The following is a 17,872-nucleotide window of genomic DNA, read 5'->3' on the forward strand; positions in this document are numbered from 1 at the left end:
CGAAGCAAAACACGGTTCGCGAGCGGCGTCTTGAACGAACGCGACGCACTACCGTGCTCGGCATGCGCCGGATTCCCCGCGGCATCGTGGACGAGCAGGTGGCCCGCACCAAGTTCACGCTGCGGCGGCATACGCCCTCGGCGGAACTGCGCGAAATCGTCGAGTACTACTGGCTCCTGCACTGGGACCTCACCGAGCCGTACGAACAGCAGGTGCTGCCGAACCTGTCAGTGCACGTCACCTTCTTCCCCGGCGCGACCGGTGTGTACGGCCCGGCACGCGAGGTCTTCACGCACCGATTGGAAGGCCGGGTGCGGGGAATCGCGGCACGGTTCCGGCCCGGGTGCTTCCGGTCATTCCTCGACGCGCCGGTGCGAACTCTGGCGGGCCGGGTCGTCGAAGTGACGAAGATTTTCGGTACCGCCGCAGCCGAGGTCCAGAACGCACGGACCGACGAGGACCTGATCACCGCGCTCGACAACTTGCTGAGAGCACACCGGCGGCCCTTTCCGGCCGCGGCGCGAGCGGCCGCCGATGCGGTGGAAACAATCGCGGCCGATCCCGGAATCACCAGGGTTGCCCAACTGTCCGCGGCCACCGGAACGTCCATCCGTGCACTGCAACGGCTGTTCGCCGAACACGTCGGCAGTACGCCGAAGTGGGCCATCCGGATTTACCGGCTCGACGAAGCCGCACGCCGGCTGGCCGCCGAACCCGCTCCGGATTACGCCGGACTCGCGGCACGGCTCGGCTATAGCGATCAAGCACACTTCATCCGTGATTTCCGCGCGGTGACCGGATGCTCGCCGGCTGCGTTCACCCGCTCCGCACACCGGCCAGTCCCGGACATGCGAAACGGCCGCCGGGAATGATCCCGGCGGCCGTCACCGCACTGCGAGTTCTCCGCGAACGAGTTCTCCTGCCGTTCCCCGGCAGATCACGTTCCGCGGACGCGGAATCCACTCGGTTGCCCGAGTGATTCGGCACTCAGTTCTTCTTGTGGTAAGCCTCGACGACCTCGGACGGGATGCGGCCGCGGTCGGAAACCTGGAAACCGTTCTTGCGGGCCCATGCGCGAATGGCCTGGTTCTGCTCCCGGTCGACCGCGGCCGGCCGGGCAGCGGCCTTGCCACCGGGAACCGGGCGCAGCGGTGCGCGCTTGCGGCCACCCGCACGACGGGCGTGTTCCACGTACTGAGCGAGCGCGTCCCGCAACTCTTCGGCGTTTTCCGAGGAGAGATCGATCTGGTAGCTCACACCGTCCAAACCGAACTCGACGGTCTCTTCGGCCTCAGTACCGTCGAGGTCGTCGACCAGGGAGACCAGCACCTTCTGCGCCATCTGATTCCTCCTGCGGGGCTTACCCGAATGATCTGGTTACGGGGCGAGCCCCGGGGACAGAAGTCTTTGTCACCCATATTAATACCCGCTCGGTCCCCCGAGTGCAAATCCGCAATGCGGATAAACCCGCGGCACCCGGTGTCCGACCCGGTTATTCGGGTCGGACGAGGGGGAAGAGGATCGTCTCCCGGATACCAAGGCCGGTCAGTGCCATGAGCAGCCGGTCGATCCCCATTCCGACCCCACCGCTCGGTGGCATTCCGTACTCGAGGGCGCGCAGGAAATCCTCGTCGAGACGCATGGCCTCACTATCCCCGGATGCGGCGAGCCGGGCCTGTTCGGTGAGCCGCTGCCGTTCCACCACGGGATCGACCAGCTCGGAGTATCCGGTGGCGAGTTCGAAACCGCGAACGTAGAGGTCCCACTTCTCCGCCACTCCGGCGCGAGTGCGGTGCTGCCGGGTCAGCGGTGAGGTCTCAAGGGGGAAATCACGCACAAATGTCGGAGCCAGAAGATCGTCACCGACGAGCTGCTCCCAGAGTTCCTCGACCAGTTTGCCATGGCCGAGTGCCGGATCCACCTCGATCTCACGTGCCTGCGCGATCTTGTGCAGTTGCGCGGCAGGCGTCTGCGGAGTCACTTCGTCACCGAGTGCTTCGGAGAGCGACTCGTACATGCCCAGTGTCGTCCATTCGCCGGAAAGGTCGTACTCCGTTCCGTCGACAAGAGTCACCAGCTGAGTACCGAGCACGTTCTCCGCGGCTTCCTGGATGAGTTCCCTGGTCATCACCGCGTTGGTGTCATAAGTGGCGTAGGCCTCGTAGTACTCGAGCATGGCGAACTCCGGCGAGTGCGAGGAGTCACTGCCCTCGTTGCGGAAGTTGCGGTTGATCTCGAAGACCTTCTCGATCCCGCCGACCACGCAGCGCTTGAGGTAGAGCTCCGGTGCGATGCGCAGGTAGAGATCGAGGTCGAAGGCGTTGGAATGGGTCGCGAACGGCCGGGCCGTGGCACCGCCGTGCAGAGTCTGCAGCATCGGCGTCTCCACCTCGGTGAATCCACGCCGGTGGAATGACTCCCGCAGGGAACGCACGACACCGGCACGCGTGCGCACCACATCGCGGGCCCGTGGACGCATAATCAGATCCACATAACGCTGGCGGATTCGCGTTTCCTCGGCGAGCTCCTTGAACGCCACCGGCAGCGGACGCAGTGACTTGGCAGTGAGCTGCCACCGGTCGGCCATCACGGAAAGCTCACCGCGCTTGGAGGTGATCACCTCACCTTGCACGAATACGTGATCTCCGAGATCGACATCCGACTTCCACGCGGCGAGTGCCGCTGCACCGACCTGCGCGAGACTGAGCATGGCCTGCAGTTCGGTACCGTCGCCCTCACGAAGAGTGGCGAAACAGAGTTTGCCCGTATTGCGGAGAAACATCACCCGCCCGGTGATCCCGACGACCGCACCGGTGGCGATGTCCGGTTCGAGACCGGAATGCGCGGCGCGGATCTCGGCCAGACTGTGCGTCCGCGGAACCTCGACCGGGTAAGGATCGGCACCCTCCGCGATTATCCGGTCGCGCTTGTCCCGGCGTACCCGCATCTGTTCGGGCAGGTCGTCATCGGGCAACGCGTCGGACGCGGGGAATTCGGTCATGACCACAGCGTACGAACCCACTGGTGAACCATGGCAACCGGATTACCCTTACCGCATCCGCGACGGTATTAGAGTGCGGTGTCGTGACCGATCCCACTGCCGATGCGGAACTGCACGCCCGGCGTGCCTCGTCCTTCGGCGGCCAGGCAGCCGCCTACGCCGAGCACCGCCCCGATTACCCGCTCGCCGCACTCGAATGGGGTATGTCCGGCGCGGACCACCCGGTGCGCGAGGTCCTCGACCTCGCCGCGGGCACCGGGAAGCTCACCGAAGGGCTGGTCGCGACCGGCCGTTCGGTGACCGCGGTGGAACCCGACGCGGAAATGCTCGCCGAGCTGACCCGGCTGCTGCCGGACGTGCCTGCCCGGCTCGGCAAGGCGGAGGACATCCCCTTGGCGGACGCTTCGGTGGACGCGGTGTTCATCGGACAGGCCCTGCACTGGTTCGACCTGGCGCCCGCGTTCGCCGAGATCCACCGGGTGCTGCGGCCCGGCGGGGTCGTGGTGGCGCTGTGGAACTACGACGACGATTCGGTGGAATGGGCACGGAGGTTCTCCCGGCTGCTCTTCACCAAGGCGAGCCACCAGGTCCTGGACGGGGAACAGGAACTGACCGCCGAGGGCTTCGGACCGTTCGAGCGGGAGCAATTCGGGCACAGCCACCGGCGTACCACCGAGTCACTGCTGGCGACGGTGGCCACGCATTCGGCCCTGCTGGTCGCCGAACCGGAGGTCCGCGACCATCTGCTCGGCCAGGCCCGCGCGTACCTGCACACGGTGCCGGAGACCGCGCGCGGCGAATTCGACTACCCGCTGGTCACCACCGTCTCGCGCGCCCGTCGGAGCTGAGCGGCGACGAAGGTCACCACCGCCGGTGCGCCGGCGGTGCTAGCTTCGAAGTGGCGCTGCCTGCGCCCCGGACGAGCGCGTCGTACCCGGTCAGGACAAGACGGCGCAGTGACTCAACCAGCCACTGCGAAAGGGTTCGATCATGGCCTGGCTCGTCCTCGTCTTCTCCGGTGTCCTCGAAACCGTGTGGGCTGCTGCGGTCGCTGCGTCCAAGGGCTTCAGCAAACTGTGGCCCAGTGTGCTGTTTTTCGTGGCTCTGCTGTTCAGCATGTCCGGGCTCGCCTACTCCCTGCGGGCAATCCCGATCGGCACCGGTTACGCGGTGTGGGTCGGCATCGGCGCGGTCGGCACCGCGGCATACGGCATCCTCGCGCTGCACGATCCGGTGTCGTTCGGCCGGATCGCCTGCCTGGTGCTGATCGTCGCCGGGGTAGTGGGGCTCAAGCTGCTGCACTGACCGCTCAACGCACGTTGCGCTCGTACACCAGCCGCAGGCCCAGCAGCGTCAGGTCGGGCACGTGTTCTGTGATCGTCTCCGATTCGCCGAGCACGAGCGGGGCAAGACCGCCGGTGGCGATCACCGAAACCGGCTCGGTGCCATCGTGGGTGAGCTCGCGCACGATCCGCCGCACGAGGCCGTCCACCTGCCCGGCGAATCCGTAGAGAATGCCCGACTGCAGGCATTCCACGGTGTTCTTGCCGATCACCGACCGCGGCGGGACGAGTTCCACCTTGCGCAGCGCGGCGGCACGGGCGGCGAGCGCGTCCACGGAGATCTCGATGCCCGGAGCGAACGCCCCACCGAGGAATTCACCCCTGGCCGAGATTGCGTCGACGTTCGTGGACGTGCCGAAGTCGACCACCACACAAGCGGTGGCGTGCAGATGGTGTGCGGCCAGTGTGTTCACCAGCCGGTCCGCGCCGACCTCTTTCGGATTGTCCACGAGAAGCGGCACTCCGGTGCGCACGCCCGGTTCCACCACGATCTTCGGCAGCCGCGGGTAGTACCGGCCGAGCATCACGCGCAGTTCCCGCAGCACCGCGGGCACTGTGGACAGTGCACTGATGCCGGTGATCGCGTCCGCGTGCGAACCCAGCAGACCACGCATGGTCAGTGCCAGTTCGTCCGCGGTGATCCGCGCGTCAGTGCGCATCCGCCAGTCACCGACGAGGTCCTGCCCGGCGTAGAGACCGAGGACGATGTTGGTGTTGCCGACGTCGACCGTGAGCAGCAACGAGGACTTCCTTTACCACGGCGCGGCGGCATCGCCGGCGAGGGAGTTTCAGTTTTCGGCGTGCAGCAACGCGTCGAGGCGCCGTGCATCGGCGGTCTCGGCAACCGGGAAGGCGATGGTGTCCTCCTCCGGCAGCGTGACGGTGCCGCTGAGCAGGCCCGAGCCCTCCGGCGCGTGCGAGGGATCCACCCCGCGCTCGACGATCCGGTTGTCCTCGTCGACGAACACCACGCGTGGCTCGTAGGTGAGCGCCTCCGCGTTGTCCATCTGCCCGTAGGAAATCAGGATCACCAGGTCGCCGGGATGCACCAGGTGCGCCGCGGCGCCGTTGATGCCGAGCACGCCACTGCCGCGCTCGCCCTTGATCACGTAGGTCTCCAGCCGGGCCCCGTTCGTGACGTCCACAATGGACACCTGTTCGCCCGGAAGCAGATCGGCGGCGTCCATCAGATCCTCGTCGACGGTCACCGACCCGACGTAGTGCAGATCCGCCTGGGTCACGGTGACCCGGTGGATCTTCGACTTCAGCATCGTGCGGTACATCGTGGACTCTCCCTATTCCCCTGCGTCCAGCTCCACGCCCGGATGCTCCACAGCGTTTCCGAGCAGCACTCCCACGTTGTCGATCAGCCGGGTGCTCCCCACCCTTGCCGCGACCAACAGCCGTGCCTCACCGTCGACGGGCGCGGGCCCGAGGTCGGTTCCCCTCAACTCCAGGTAATCCACTGCCACGCCGGGACGGGCGGCGAGCGTCTGCCTCGCCACGTCCAGTACCACCCCGGCCCCCTCTCGGCCGACGTGCGCCCCCGCGGAAAGCGCGGCCGAGAGGACGACGGCGTCCGCTCGCTGCCCCGGCGTCAGGTAGACGTTGCGCGAGGACAACGCGAGCCCGTCGCGTTCCCGCACGGTCGGCACCCCGATCACGCGGGTGTCGATGTTCAGGTCCGCCACCATCCGCTTGATCAGCACCAGCTGCTGGTAGTCCTTCTCCCCGAAGAAGGCGTAATCCGGACGCAGCAGGTTGAACAGCTTTGCCACGACAGTCAGCATCCCGGCGAAGTGCCCCGGCCGCGAAGCCCCTTCCAGCTCGTCGCCGAGCGGACCGGGATTCACGGTGATCACCGCGTTCTCCGCGTACAGGTCCGAGGCCTTCGGCGTGAAGGCGAGTTCCACGCCTGCCTCGGCCAGTGCCGCGAGGTCCTCGTCCAGCGACCTCGGGTACCCCTCGAAATCCTCCCCTGCGCCGAACTGCAACGGATTCACGAAGATCGACGCGGCAACCACCGTGTTCGGCAGTCGCTTCGCACGGCGCAGCAGCTCACGGTGCCCGTCGTGCAGCGCGCCCATAGTGGGCACGAGTGCCACCTTGTGCCCGACCGCGCGCAGCGCCCGGCTCACCTGGCTGATCTGCTCGGGCGGCTGGAACGTGTTGAGCCTGCTGCGCTGGAACTTCGGAGTCGTCACGGGGTCTGTCCTTCGGCGGGGTCGGCGAGGAGATCGGTCAGTGCGTCGGCTTCCGCCGCGCCGAGCAGGCCCGCGGCTCGGGACCGTTCGGCGGTGCGCCGGGCCAGCGCCCGGTAGGCCGGGGCGACCTGTGGAGCCTGCTCGGAAAGCACGTCGAGGTGCTTTCCGACGGTGCCGAGATCGCCACGCGCGACCGGTCCGGTGAGCGCCCGGTCGCCATGGCGAAGGGAATTGTCCAATGCAGCCGACAGCAGCGGTGCGACGAGTCGTTCCGGCTGCCCGATTCCGGCCGTGCGCAAGATTTCCGCGCAGTCGGCGACGAGTGTCATCAGGTGGTTCGCACCGTGCGCCAGCGCCGCGTGGTAGAGCGCGCGAGCAGGCTCCGGGATCCGCACCGGCTCGGCACCCATCTCCACCGCGAGCGCCTCACCCACGTTCCACGCCGCTTCGTCGACGGCCGCGGCGGTGACCCCGATACTTCCCGAGGCCAGGCGTTCCAGGTCTTCTTCACGGCCGGTGAAGGTGAGCACGGGGTGCAGCGCGAGCGGCAGCGCACCGACCTCGGTGGCCGGTGCCAGCACGTCGACGCCGTACGCCCCGGAGGTGTGCACCACGATCTGGCCGGGCCGCACGGACTCGGTGGCAGCAAGGCCACGCACCATTCCGGGGAGCGCGTCGTCCGGCAGTGCGAGCAGAACCAGGTCGGCACGGCGCACGACCTCGTCGGGTGGCAGCAGCGGGACGCCGGGCAGCAGCCGTTCGGCGCGGTTCAGCGACGCGGCCGACAGTCCGGACGCGGCGACCACGGTGTGTCCGGCCCTGGCCAGCGCAGCACCGAGGACACTACCCACCCGGCCGGCGGACACGACGCCGACCGCGAGGCGAGCCGGTCGGTTCATGGCGTGCGCCTGTGGACGCTCATGGCTCGAAACTCCTAGTGCTCGTTCCAGTCCCGCTCTTACGGCGCGGGTACCAGACGACGGCGCGAGAGTAGCCCGGACCGGGCCGGTTCACGGCGCCTGGGTGACAAGCTTCACCCGGGGCGTCCAGCAGCGGCCGTACCCTAGCCGGGTCACCGCGTTGCCGGACAGACGTCCCCCGGTGCAGATCGGTTTTGGGCACGGTCGAGCTACCCCGCGCGGGGGGATGATCACCGAGTGTTGCCGCTGTTGGCCAATTTCATCGCGTCCGCGCGGGCCGTGGCGAGGGCACGGAGCAGTTCGTCCTGGCGGTGCCGGTCCTCCTCGGTGCGGAGCCTGCGACGCCGGAGGAAGGCGAGTTCGGTGACGCTCGCCTGGTACTGCCCGACCGCCCGCGCCGCGGCCCGGCCGGACTCGCGCCGTGCCTGCCGTCGCCACGCCCGGCGGCCGGACAGGCTCGCCAACAGCTGGACCTCCGACGGCGCGATCCACCGGGCCGCCGCCATCCGGGGCAGCGCGGCGGCCACGATCCGCTGTTCCCGCCGCCGTTGCAGCACGATCACGTAGATGACCCCGATGAACAACGGCACCATCACCAGGAAGTACACGGTGAGGAACGCCTTGGAGCCACCGAGTGTGGCCGAGCTGTTCCACAACGCGTGCAGGCAGACGCCGACGACGTACCCGGCGAGCGGGGCGCAGATCCGCACCCAGCGCTGTGTGGTGCGCGCGGCCACCCCGAAACCGATACCGGTCATCACGGTGAACAGCGGATGCGTGAACGGCGAAAGCACCCCACGGAGGAAGAACGCGGTCAGTACCCCGGCGTTGCCGCTGGTGCCGAAACCGTAGTCGGCGAACGCCCGGCCGAAGTAGTAGATGTTCTCGGTGAACGCGAAACCGGCCGCGGTGACGCCCGCGTAGACAACGCCATCGACGACGCCGTCGAACTCGTCGCGGCGCCGCCAGAAGATCAAGAGCACGAAGGCACCCTTGGCGGCCTCCTCGACGAGCGGTGCGGAGAGCAACGCGGACAGCTTGCTGCCGCCGCCACCGCCGAGCAGGAGGTCACCGACCGCTTCGGCACCGCTGTTGATGAGCAGCGCGACGATCGTGGCGATACAGGCGCCCCAGGCGAACGCGAGCAGCAGCAGTTTCGCCGGTTCGGGCTCCCAGCGGTCGACCCACAGGAATCCGGCCACCACCAGTCCGACCGGCACCAGCGCCGCGACCACACCGATGGCGACCGCGAGCCAGCCGACCCTCGCCGTGGCCAGACCGAACAGGAACAAGCCGCAGAGTGCCACCACGATGAGGCCGAACACGGGCAGCAGGACGGTGACGCGGCGGGAGAGGGGAGCCGAGCCCTTCGCGGGGAGGGTTCCGTTCACGACCGGTCACCCTACGCAGACGGAACAGCGGATGCCGGGTGGACTGATCGCGTTCAGTCCTCCGCGCGACGGCGGCGGCGTGGCGTGGATTCCGTCGCCTTGCCGTTGGCCGCGAGCAGCTCGGTGACCGAACGCCCGGACGCGTGCGAGCCCGTTTCGGTCGAACGGCGGCCGTGCGCAGGTTCCTCGTTTTCCGGAGCCGAATGCTGACGGTGCGCGGATTCCTCGGGCTCCGGCGCACTGCGGCGGCCGTGCGCAGGGGCGGTCTGGTTTTCCCACGCCGGTGGTTCGCCGTCCGGACGGCGGCGACGTCCGACGGCAGGCGCCGATTCGCCGTCCGCACGGCGACGGCGGCCACCGGTGCCGTTGACCGCGTTGTCCCGGACGGATTCCGGCAGCGTCGAATTGGCCGGCTCGTCGGCCGCGGGAGCGCCGTGTCGTCCGGTGGGCGTCTCCTCGGCCAACGGGGACAGGTCGGACCGGGAGAACTGTTCCAGCCGGGACGGCGAGTGGAACGTCGGCGCGGCTGCCGGTTTCGGCTCGGCGGAACCGGTTTCCCATCCGGGCTGCCACGCCGCGGTGGTTTCCTCCGGTTTGCCCTCGGGCTTGGTCTCCGGCTTCGCGTCCGCGGGTGCGGACCATTGACCGGTTGCGCGCCGTCCGCCAGCGGATTCCCCGGCAGGCTCGGACCACCGTCGACGACCGTTCGGCTGGACGCGGGCGGGCTCCGGTTCGGCTTCCGCCCAGCGCTTCCCGGCGGACCGGCGGCCTTCCGGCTCGGACGGCTCGGCCTGCGCCGGTGGCTCCGGCTCGGTTTCGGCCCGTTGCACCGGGGACCGGCGTTCGGCCGGCGCGGCCGATTCGGGGCGGGCGGGCGGCGCCTGCTCGTGCTCGTTCCACCGGCCCGCGGACCGGCGGCCGTTCGGCACGGCCGGTTCGCCGCCGGCCCAGGCGCCGGTGCGGTGACCGTTCGGCTCGATCGGTTCCTGGTCGCCGTCGGTCCACCGGCGGGAGGAGGGTTCGGGGCGGCGTGCGGCGGCGGCCGGTGCGGAGATCTCGGTCTGTTCCGCGGGTTCGGGGCGCGCCGGTTCGGACCGTGCGGGATCGAAGCGGTCCGGACGGCGCCGCGGTCCCTGGCGGGCGCCGAGCCGGGGTGCCTGCCGGGCCGATTCGGCGGCGGCTTCCGCGGCCGGTTCGGGCTTGGCCACCGGGGCGACCGTGCGGGTCGGCTGGGACTCCGCTGCCTGGCGGCGGGCCGCATCGGCGCGCAGTTCGGCTTCCTTGACGGCTCGGGCGGCGGCCGATTCCGGACCGGACTCGGACTCGTCCTGTCCCGCGGCGGCATGGGCGAACGGGTCGCCGTCGTCGTGGCCGGGATCGCGAGGCCGGTGGCCGTTGGCGGGTTCCGCGGGAGACGGCTGGGTGCGGGAAAGCTGCTGGGCGCGGGGGGCGACCGCGCGGGTACCGTTCGCGGCCGACGGGCGCCGACGCTCCCCCGGGGAGCCCTCCAGCACGCGATCCATCAGCTCGGTCGGCCCTTCGACGGGCTCGGCAGGCGGTTTCTTCGGCGCCAGCAACTGGGCAGGCTTGCGGCCGTTGCCGTTCTTGCCGTCCGCACCGGCAGTGACCAGCCGCTGTTCGTCGTTGAGCGCACGCATGCGGGTGGCCTGCGCGGTGAGCGCCACGCGTTCGAGCAGCACCTCGCCGCCGAGCAGCGACTGCAGGCTCTCCCGCAGCGCGATCACCTCGGCACGCAACGCGTTGAGCTCCTCGCGGGACTGCGCCTGCGCCGCCTCGCGCGTCTCGGCCTCGATCTCCAGCTCGTACTCGCGCCGTGCCGCGATCTCGCGTTCCAGCTCGAGCTCGTACACCGCCTGCGCCTCGGCGACCGCGTCCTCGCTGTGTGCGGCGTTCTTGCGGTACCGCACGGCCAGGAACGCACCGATCAACGCCGCCCAGAGTGCGGCGACGATACCGAGCCGGAGGAACCGGAGGTCGTCGCTGAGCACCAGAGCGAGCGTTGCCCCGACCGCGAGGACCAATCCGACGATCAGCCACGGCCTGCCGAGAAGGCGGCCGCGCGCGTCGTCACCCACGCCAGTCATGCCTGACACCGTACCTTCCAGTGACCCGAATGAGACCCAGTCGGTACTTCGAGCGGGCGGATCGCTTCGTTAACCGGTCTGTTGCCCTGGCTTCTCCGGCGGGGTCCGGCAGGAGTGCTCCAGCCACAAACCGGCAGCTACGAGCAGGACCGACGACACCACCCCGACCACGGCGGAGCGGCTGTCGGACACCGCGGCGACGAGTTCGTCACGTCGGGGGAAGACGTAGCCGAAGGCGGCCAGCCATCCGCCGCCGAGGAAGGCGCCTGCCAGTGACGACGCCTTCGCCAGCGCCACCGCGCGGGCGATGCCGACCGCGTCACCGCGTACCCGGCCGGACCGGATCCGCGACCGGATCGACAGCGCCAGCGCCGCCTCGGCGACGGCCAGCACCGCGAACGTGACCCCGGCGAACAGCGGGAGCTCGGGCAGGTCCCCGTAGGACAGCTGGAAAAGCAGGTAGACCACGGCAAAACCGGCGACCGCGGCCACCACCAGGTCCCGGGGCCGGGTGAGATGCATGAGCCCCACCGTACCGAGCCCGTTCTGGCACCCTTGACTCTCCAGTGACTGGAGACTCCACGATGAAATCCATGCCCGCGACCACCGTCTTCACGATCGGCGAACTGTCCCGCCGGACCGGCCTGCCGGTGAAGACCATCCGGTTCTACTCCGACCGGGGCCTGCTCCCGCCCACCCGGCGATCCGGCTCCGGCTACCGGCTTTACGACGCGCATGCGCTCGCCCGGCTGGAACTGGTGCGGACGCTGCGCGAGCTGGGGGTCGGCCTGTCCGACGTCGCCCGCGCACTGGCGAGGGAGACGAAGGTGCGCGATCTCGCCGCGCACCACGTCGAGGCGCTGGACGAGCAGATCCGGCGGTTGCGGCTGCGCCGTGCGGTCCTGCGCGCGGTGGTGAAGCGTGATTCCGAACTGGAGGAAGTGAAACTGATGAATCGACTCGCGCAGATGTCCGACGAGCAGCGCCGCCGTCTTGTCGAGGAGTTCTGGACCGAAATGGCCGAAGGGCTGGACGTGGATCACGAGTTCTACGCCTGGATGCGCTCGGCCAAACCGGAGTTGCCCGACGATCCGACCCCGGAGCAGCTGGAAGCCTGGATCGAGTTCGCCGAGCTCATCCGGGATCCGGATTTCCGCCTGCTGATCCGGAAGATGAGCGAACGGCAGGCGGCCGACCGCGAAGCCGGGGAGTACGAGCAGCCCAGTCGGGCCCAGCAGCAGAACTGGCCCGGCTGGATCACCGACGCCCGCGCGGCACTCGAGGCAGGCGAGACCCCGGATGCACCGTCCGGCCGGGCGCTGGCGACGGCGATCGCGACCGCGTCGGCCCGCCCGGACCAGGACCCGCGGGATCCGGAGTACCGCCGTGCGCTTGCCGACAAGATCGCTTCCGGCGGCGACCCGCGGGCCGAGCGGTACTGGCAGCTGATGGCGACGATCAACGGCTGGCCGCCGATCCCGAGCACCAACGAGGAACAGCGGTTCCTGGTGGCGGCGCTGCGCTCATGAGGCGATCGCCCGTGGGGTTCCGCGGATTCCTGGGGGATCCGCGGAACCTGCTCCGGCGCCTCGGCTGAGGGTCAGCGCAACGGCAGATCCGGCCGGCGGACGACACCTGCCCGGTCGGCGTCGGTGAGCCGGGCCAGCAGGTCCGCGATCCGGCCGTGGCCGGGGACTTCGGCGTCCGGTTCGATCTCCAGCCACGGGATCAGCACGCTCGCCCGGTCCGGGGTGCCCGGATGCGGCAGCAGCAGCTCCGGGTCGTCGGAAGTCACCCCGGCCACGGTCACTATGTCGACATCCAGGGTGCGCGGCCCCCAGCGCAGTTCGCGGACGCGGCCTGCGGCCTGTTCGGCGGACTGGGCGGTGCGCAACCACGCCCAGTGGTCTCGGCCCGGGTCGTCGACGACGCACACCGCGTTGAGGAAATCGGGCTGATCCTCCACGCCCCACGGTTTCGTCTCGTAGACCCCGGACACCGCGACCAGCGCCGGTCGTACTGCCTCGAGCACGCTGCGCAGGTATCCGAGCCGGTCGCCGAGGTTCGAGCCCAGCGAAAGCACCGCCCGGCTCATCGTTCGCGCCGGACGGTGACCGCGACGTCGTCGAACGTCAGCGGGATCGGGGCAGCCGGTTTGTGCACGGTGACCTCCACGGCACTCAGCCGGACGTCTCGGATCACCTCGTCGGCGATCTTCCCGGCGACGCTCTCGATCAGGTCATACGGTTCCCCGGCGACGATACCGGCGGCCAGTTCGGCCAGTTCGCCGTAGTGCAGGGTCTTCGTGAGGTCGTCGGACGCCGCGGCCGGGCCGAGGTCGAGCCAGGCGGTGACGTCCACGACGAACTCCTGCCCGTCGCGCTTCTCGTGCTCGAACACCCCGTGCCTGCCGAACACCCGCAGTCCGGTGAGCGTGATCCGGTCAGCCATCGGCCCTCCCGCGCTGCCAGGCCGCGGCCACCACCACGGCGTCGAGTGAAGCACCCACCTCGTGCACCCGCACGCCCCATGCGCCGGCCATGGCGGCCAATGTGGACACCGCGGCGGTCGCCGCCTCCCGTCCGTCCGGGCGTCGCGGCTCGCCGTCCTTCCCGGCGAGCAGACGGCCGAGGAAACGCTTGCGAGAAGCCCCGACGAGCACCGGGAAACCCAGGGACAGCAAGGAATCCAGACCGTGCAGCAGCGCCCAGTCGTGTTCGGCGTGCTTGGCGAAGCCGAGCCCGGGATCGAGCACGATCGCGCTCTGTTCGACCCCGGCGGCAAGCGCATCGTCCACTCGGGACAGCAGCTCGGCCCGCACCTCGGCGACCACGTCGGTGTAGCCGGCCAGCGCGTTCATGTCCTTGCTGTGCCCGCGCCAGTGCATGAGCACCCACGGCGCCTTGGTCTCCGCGGCCACCCTTGCCATACCGGGATCGGCGAGGCCGCCGGAGACGTCGTTGATCACCTGCGCCCCTGCCTCGATCGCGGCTTCGGCAACGGTGGCACGGGTGGTGTCCACCGACAACGCGATGCCCTCCGACGCCAGCCGGCGGATCACCGGGAGCACCCGCGCGGCTTCGGTGTCCGCGTCGACGCGGGAGGCGCCGGGCCGCGTCGACTCACCACCGACATCGATCAGGTCCGCACCGCGCATCCACATCTGCCGCGCGTGCTCCAGCGCCTGGCCGACATCGAGGTAACGCCCGCCGTCGGAGAAGGAATCCGGGGTCACGTTCAGCACGCCCACCACCGCGCAGCGGCCGGGCCGCGGGATCATCGACGGCCTCGGATCAGGTCGATCGCCTCCGCCCGCGACGACGCCGACGTGCGCAATATCCCGCGTACCGCGGACGTCGTGGTGCGCGATCCCGGTTTGCGGATTCCCCGCATCGACATGCACAGGTGCTCGGCCTCGACGACCACGATCACCCCGCGCGGCTCCAGCCGGCGCACCAACGCGTCCGCGACCTGCGAGGTGAGCCGTTCCTGCACCTGTGGCCGCTTGGCGTAGAGGTCGACGAGCCGGGCCAGCTTCGACAGGCCGGTGACCCGGCCGTCGGAGTTCGGGATGTAACCGACGTGCGCGACGCCGTGGAAGGAGAGCAGATGATGTTCGCAGTTGTGCGTCAGGTGGCCACTGATCAAGAACGTCGGATGCGGTTCGCACTTGAAGCTGTGCACGGTGTGCGGCTCGGTCCCGGCAGCCGGCACCGACCGCACCGATTCGACTTCGACGTACTCGGACTCGTTGAGGTCCGTCGCGTACGCACCTTGCGGGAAGCCGTGCCGCCGCGTCCAGTCGTCGAGGACGGCCGTCGCCGCCACTGCGCCCCGGGTGGACCGCGCTCCGATGACGTGTCCGAGGCCGCGTCGGGGAACCGGCCGGCGGTCGCGGCAGAGCTTGTGCGCCGCGGTCCACTCGATGGACGAGCCCGCGACGTCCTTGGCTTCCCGCCATCCCTCCGGCGTCGCCAGCGGATGGTCCGGCGTCACCCGGAAGCTGCCCGCCGACGTGCTGACCTCGACCAGCTCACCGGTCCGGTGTGCGCTGACCTGTGCGACCGTCGTCGCCTCGACGTTGCCGCCTGCCAGCGTCCAGAATTTGTCCCCCACCGCGACGTCTTTCGCGGCCTTGACACCGCCCGGGGTGTCCACGGTCTGCTCGCTCGGCACACACGTGGAGTACATCGGGATGTCGGTGACGAGCACGAGTTCCTGGTGCGCTTCGTCGAAGGTGCGGGCCAGCACCTCGTCCGGATCGGTGTAGAGGCCCGCGAACATTTCCCGGTAAGCGCGAGCGACCCGGGCCGGGGTGTCTGCAAGACCATCCCGACCCGGGTCCTCGCCGCAGGCGAGCAGAAGCTCGCGGATGGCGCTTTCCGCCCGGTCCTGGTCGAAGACCGGGCCGGCGCCGTCGCTACTGCCTGTCCGTTCCGTCCGCGTCACGCCGCTGCTGCCCCTCGTCCGGCTGCTGGCCGTTCGCGCCGTCGGCGAACCAGCCCTGCTCACGCGGACGGTCTTCGGCGGGGCGCCACGGCTGCTGGCCGCCGGGGGACGTCGCCGGGGTCCAGCCCGGAGGCGCCCCGTAGTTCGGGGGCCCGCTCTGCGTACCATCCGGGCCACCCTGGTAGTAGCCGCCCGCCGGACCGCCCGGCTGCTGCCCACCATACGACTGCGGCCAGCGGCCACCGCCGTTCGGTCCGCCACTGCCGTTCGACCCGCCGTTCGGCCGGCCGCCGTTGGCGGGCGGGGCGTACGGGTTGGCGTTCGGGTCGGGGGCCGGGTACGGCGGGCCACCGGGCAGGTCGCCCGCACCGGGTGCGGTGCCGACCGGCGTCGGTGCCGGCTGCAGCACCGGCTTCTTCTCCTTCTCCGGCGGCGGCCACGGCTCGCCGCGCTCCATCGCCAGCTCGCCGGGCGTCTTCACCGGCGGCTTGTCCGACGGGGTGCGCTCACCGAACTCGTTGAACACGGTGATGTGCGGGCGCTTCTCGACGGTCGCGAAGATCCGCTCGAGGTCCTTGCGCTGCAGCGTCTCCTTGTCCAGCAGCTCCACGACCAGGTTGTCGAGCACGTCGCGGTAGGTGTTGAGCACGTGCCACGCCTCGGTGTGCGCGGTCTCGATGAGCTTGCGCACCTCCTCGTCGATCTCGTGCGCCACCTCGAGCGAGTAGTCGGCCTGCCGTCCCGCGGAGCGGCCGAGGAACGGGTCGCCCTGTTCCTGGCCGTACTTCACGGCACCCAGCCGGGCGCTCATGCCGTACTCGGTGACCATCGCGCGAGCGATCTTCGTGGCCTGCTCGATGTCGGACGAGGCCCCGGTGGTGGGCTCGTGGAACACGAGCTCCTCCGCGGTCCGTCCACCCATCGCGAACACCAGCCGCCCGATCATCTCCGAGCGGGTCATCAGCTCCTTGTCGTCCTCGGGGACGAGCAGAGCGTGCCCACCGGTGCGCCCACGCGGCAGGATGGTGAGCTTGTACACGGGTTCGATGTCCGGCATCGCCCACGCGGCGAGCGCATGCCCGCCCTCGTGGTAGGCGGTGATCTTCTTCTCCTTCTCGGAGATGATCCGGCTCTTGCGAGCCGGACCGCCGACCACGCGGTCGACCGACTCCTCCAGCGCGACATCGCTGATCACGTGCCCGTTCTGCCGGGCGGTGAGCAGCGCCGCCTCGTTCAGCACGTTGGCGAGGTCGGCACCGGACATGCCGACGGTGCGCTTGGCGAGCCCGGTCAGGTCGGTGCCCTGCGCGATCGGCTTGCCCTTCGCGTGCACCTCGAGGATCGCCTTGCGGCCACGCAGATCGGGTGCGGACACCGGGATCTGCCGGTCGAAGCGGCCGGGACGCAGCAGCGCCGGGTCGAGGATGTCCGGCCGGTTGGTGGCCGCGATCAGGATGATGCCGCCACGGGCGTCGAAGCCGTCCATCTCGACGAGCAGCTGGTTCAGCGTCTGTTCGCGCTCGTCGTGCCCGCCGCCGAGGCCGGCACCGCGCTGGCGGCCGACCGCGTCGATCTCGTCCACGAAGATGATGCACGGCGCGTTCTGCTTGGCCTGCTCGAACAGATCACGCACCCGAGACGCACCGACACCGACGAACATCTCCACGAAATCGGAGCCGGAGATGGTGTAGAACGGCACCCCCGCCTCACCGGCGACGGCACGCGCGAGCAGCGTCTTACCGGTACCCGGCGGCCCGTAGAGCAGCACGCCCTTCGGGATCTTCGCACCGAGCGCCTGGTAGCGCGCCGGGTTCTGCAGGAAGTCCTTGATTTCGTACAGCTCTTCGACCGCCTCGTCGGCGCCCGCGACATCGCCGAAGGTGGTCTTGGGCATGTCCTTGTTCAGCTGTTTGGCCTTGGACTTGCCGAAGTTGAGGACGCGGTTGCCGCCGCCCTGCGCGTTGTTCATCATCCACATCAACAGGCCGAGCACCAGCGCCAGCGGAATGGCGAAGATGAGGATCTGGGTGAACAGCGACTGCTGGGTCACCTTGGTGGTCAGCTTGATCGCCTGACCGTCGATCTTCGCGTTGGACAGCGCGTTGTAGATGGAGCTCGTGGCGTCCGCCGGGTACTGCGCGATGATCTGGTCGGTCTGGGTGCCGTCGACGTCGATCTTCTGCGACAGGAGGAGCTTGAGCTGCTGCTCCTTGTCCTCCAGGCTGGCTTCCTTGACGTGGCTCTGGGCGATCTGCTGGTTCGCCACCGAGATCGGAGCCTGTGTGTAGCCACGATCGCTGTCGAAGATCGTGTTGTACGCGAACAACGCCAGCAACCCCGCGACGATCCACAGCAGTGGGTTCCTGAGCACGCTCTTCCGGTTCATACGACTCGGCCCTTGCGGCCTCGACCCTCCCTGGTTGGGCGGCTCCTGTGATACCCGCCATCGCGATCTTGAC

17 protein-coding genes, 2 pseudogenes and 1 riboswitch are annotated in these 17,872 nt (G+C 69.4%); of the genes and pseudogenes, 4 read left to right on the forward strand and 15 right to left on the reverse strand.

The window, feature by feature from the left end:
• Positions 1 to 62 precede the first annotated feature (62 nt).
• Positions 63 to 872 carry an AraC family transcriptional regulator gene (locus tag ABD793_RS22190; protein WP_344862931.1) on the forward strand — a complete coding sequence of 270 codons (810 nt, stop codon included), beginning with the start codon at positions 63 to 65 and terminating at the stop codon, positions 870 to 872.
• Between the two features lie 115 nt (positions 873 to 987).
• On the opposite strand, the gene ABD793_RS22195 is transcribed toward ABD793_RS22190, so the two are convergent.
• Both ABD793_RS22195 and lysS read right to left on the reverse strand, forming a co-directional pair.
• Positions 988 to 1,341, reverse strand: a complete 354-nt coding sequence (locus ABD793_RS22195) for a histone-like nucleoid-structuring protein Lsr2 (RefSeq protein WP_344862933.1) — start codon at positions 1,339 to 1,341, stop codon at positions 988 to 990.
• A 151-nt stretch (positions 1,342 to 1,492) separates the two neighbouring features.
• On the reverse strand, positions 1,493 to 3,001 hold the full coding sequence (gene lysS, locus ABD793_RS22200) for a lysine--tRNA ligase (protein WP_344862935.1): 1,509 nt from the start codon (positions 2,999 to 3,001) through the stop codon (positions 1,493 to 1,495).
• Positions 3,002 to 3,084: 83 nt separating this feature from the next.
• Between lysS and ABD793_RS22205 the strand changes: the two genes are divergently transcribed.
• Together ABD793_RS22205 and ABD793_RS22210 are read left to right on the forward strand one after the other, a co-directional pair.
• Entirely contained in the window at positions 3,085 to 3,849 is a 765-nt protein-coding gene (locus ABD793_RS22205; RefSeq protein WP_344862937.1) for a class I SAM-dependent methyltransferase, read from the forward strand.
• Between the two features lie 47 nt (positions 3,850 to 3,896).
• Positions 3,897 to 3,959, forward strand: a riboswitch (guanidine-III (ykkC-III) riboswitch).
• A 32-nt stretch (positions 3,960 to 3,991) separates the two neighbouring features.
• Positions 3,992 to 4,306, forward strand: coding sequence for a DMT family transporter (locus ABD793_RS22210; protein ID WP_344862939.1), 315 nt, complete (start codon positions 3,992 to 3,994; stop codon positions 4,304 to 4,306).
• A 4-nt stretch (positions 4,307 to 4,310) separates the two neighbouring features.
• Here ABD793_RS22210 and ABD793_RS22215 read toward each other — a convergent pair whose 3' ends face one another.
• The 7 genes from ABD793_RS22215 to ABD793_RS22245 form a co-directional block, all read right to left on the reverse strand.
• Positions 4,311 to 5,084 carry a type III pantothenate kinase gene (locus ABD793_RS22215; protein WP_344862941.1) on the reverse strand — a complete coding sequence of 258 codons (774 nt, stop codon included), beginning with the start codon at positions 5,082 to 5,084 and terminating at the stop codon, positions 4,311 to 4,313.
• A gap of 48 nt (positions 5,085 to 5,132) precedes the next feature.
• Complete coding sequence (panD, locus tag ABD793_RS22220; protein ID WP_344862943.1) at positions 5,133 to 5,627, reverse strand: aspartate 1-decarboxylase; 495 nt, start codon at positions 5,625 to 5,627, stop codon at positions 5,133 to 5,135.
• 12 nt (positions 5,628 to 5,639) lie between these two features.
• The gene (panC, locus tag ABD793_RS22225) at positions 5,640 to 6,548 is read right to left on the reverse strand and encodes a pantoate--beta-alanine ligase (RefSeq protein ID WP_344862945.1); all 909 of its coding nucleotides are present in this window, start codon (positions 6,546 to 6,548) and stop codon (positions 5,640 to 5,642) included.
• Complete coding sequence (locus ABD793_RS22230) at positions 6,545 to 7,498, reverse strand: Rossmann-like and DUF2520 domain-containing protein (protein ID WP_425548739.1); 954 nt, start codon at positions 7,496 to 7,498, stop codon at positions 6,545 to 6,547. Before ABD793_RS22230 ends, panC begins: the two co-directional genes overlap by 4 nt.
• A gap of 200 nt (positions 7,499 to 7,698) precedes the next feature.
• Positions 7,699 to 8,859 (reverse strand): PrsW family intramembrane metalloprotease, encoded by a 1,161-nt coding sequence (locus ABD793_RS22235; RefSeq protein ID WP_344862949.1) that lies wholly within the window; start codon positions 8,857 to 8,859, stop codon positions 7,699 to 7,701.
• A gap of 53 nt (positions 8,860 to 8,912) precedes the next feature.
• Positions 8,913 to 10,964 (reverse strand): DUF6779 domain-containing protein, encoded by a 2,052-nt coding sequence (locus ABD793_RS22240; protein WP_344862951.1) that lies wholly within the window; start codon positions 10,962 to 10,964, stop codon positions 8,913 to 8,915.
• A 69-nt stretch (positions 10,965 to 11,033) separates the two neighbouring features.
• A complete protein-coding gene (locus tag ABD793_RS22245; protein ID WP_344862953.1) occupies positions 11,034 to 11,486 on the reverse strand; it encodes a DUF3180 domain-containing protein in 453 nt (150 codons plus the stop codon).
• Between the two features lie 71 nt (positions 11,487 to 11,557).
• Between ABD793_RS22245 and ABD793_RS22250 the strand changes: the two genes are divergently transcribed.
• On the forward strand, positions 11,558 to 12,493 hold the full coding sequence (locus tag ABD793_RS22250; RefSeq protein WP_344862955.1) for a helix-turn-helix domain-containing protein: 936 nt from the start codon (positions 11,558 to 11,560) through the stop codon (positions 12,491 to 12,493).
• 71 nt (positions 12,494 to 12,564) lie between these two features.
• Here ABD793_RS22250 and folK read toward each other — a convergent pair whose 3' ends face one another.
• The 6 genes and pseudogenes from folK to ftsH form a co-directional block, all read right to left on the reverse strand.
• Complete coding sequence (gene folK, locus ABD793_RS22255) at positions 12,565 to 13,059, reverse strand: 2-amino-4-hydroxy-6-hydroxymethyldihydropteridine diphosphokinase (RefSeq protein WP_344862957.1); 495 nt, start codon at positions 13,057 to 13,059, stop codon at positions 12,565 to 12,567.
• Positions 13,056 to 13,415, reverse strand: a complete 360-nt coding sequence (gene folB, locus ABD793_RS22260) for a dihydroneopterin aldolase (RefSeq protein ID WP_344862959.1) — start codon at positions 13,413 to 13,415, stop codon at positions 13,056 to 13,058. Before folB ends, folK begins: the two co-directional genes overlap by 4 nt.
• Positions 13,408 to 14,244: a dihydropteroate synthase gene (folP, locus tag ABD793_RS22265; RefSeq protein WP_486303688.1), complete on the reverse strand. Its 837-nt coding sequence runs from the start codon at positions 14,242 to 14,244 to the stop codon at positions 13,408 to 13,410. Before folP ends, folB begins: the two co-directional genes overlap by 8 nt.
• Positions 14,241 to 14,585: pseudogene (gene folE, locus ABD793_RS22270) on the reverse strand (GTP cyclohydrolase I); the annotation flags it as partial. The gene folP and the pseudogene folE, both read right to left, overlap by 4 nt.
• 555 nt (positions 14,586 to 15,140) lie before the next feature.
• Positions 15,141 to 15,413: pseudogene (locus ABD793_RS22275) on the reverse strand (GTP cyclohydrolase I); the annotation flags it as partial.
• The gene (gene ftsH / locus ABD793_RS22280; protein ID WP_344862962.1) at positions 15,385 to 17,799 is read right to left on the reverse strand and encodes an ATP-dependent zinc metalloprotease FtsH; all 2,415 of its coding nucleotides are present in this window, start codon (positions 17,797 to 17,799) and stop codon (positions 15,385 to 15,387) included. The gene ftsH and the pseudogene ABD793_RS22275, both read right to left, overlap by 29 nt.
• Positions 17,800 to 17,872: the final 73 nt, after the last annotated feature.

Origin of the sequence: Amycolatopsis ultiminotia, from assembly GCF_039536925.1 — a bacterium.
Classification (GTDB): Bacteria; Actinomycetota; Actinomycetes; order Mycobacteriales; family Pseudonocardiaceae; genus Amycolatopsis; species Amycolatopsis ultiminotia.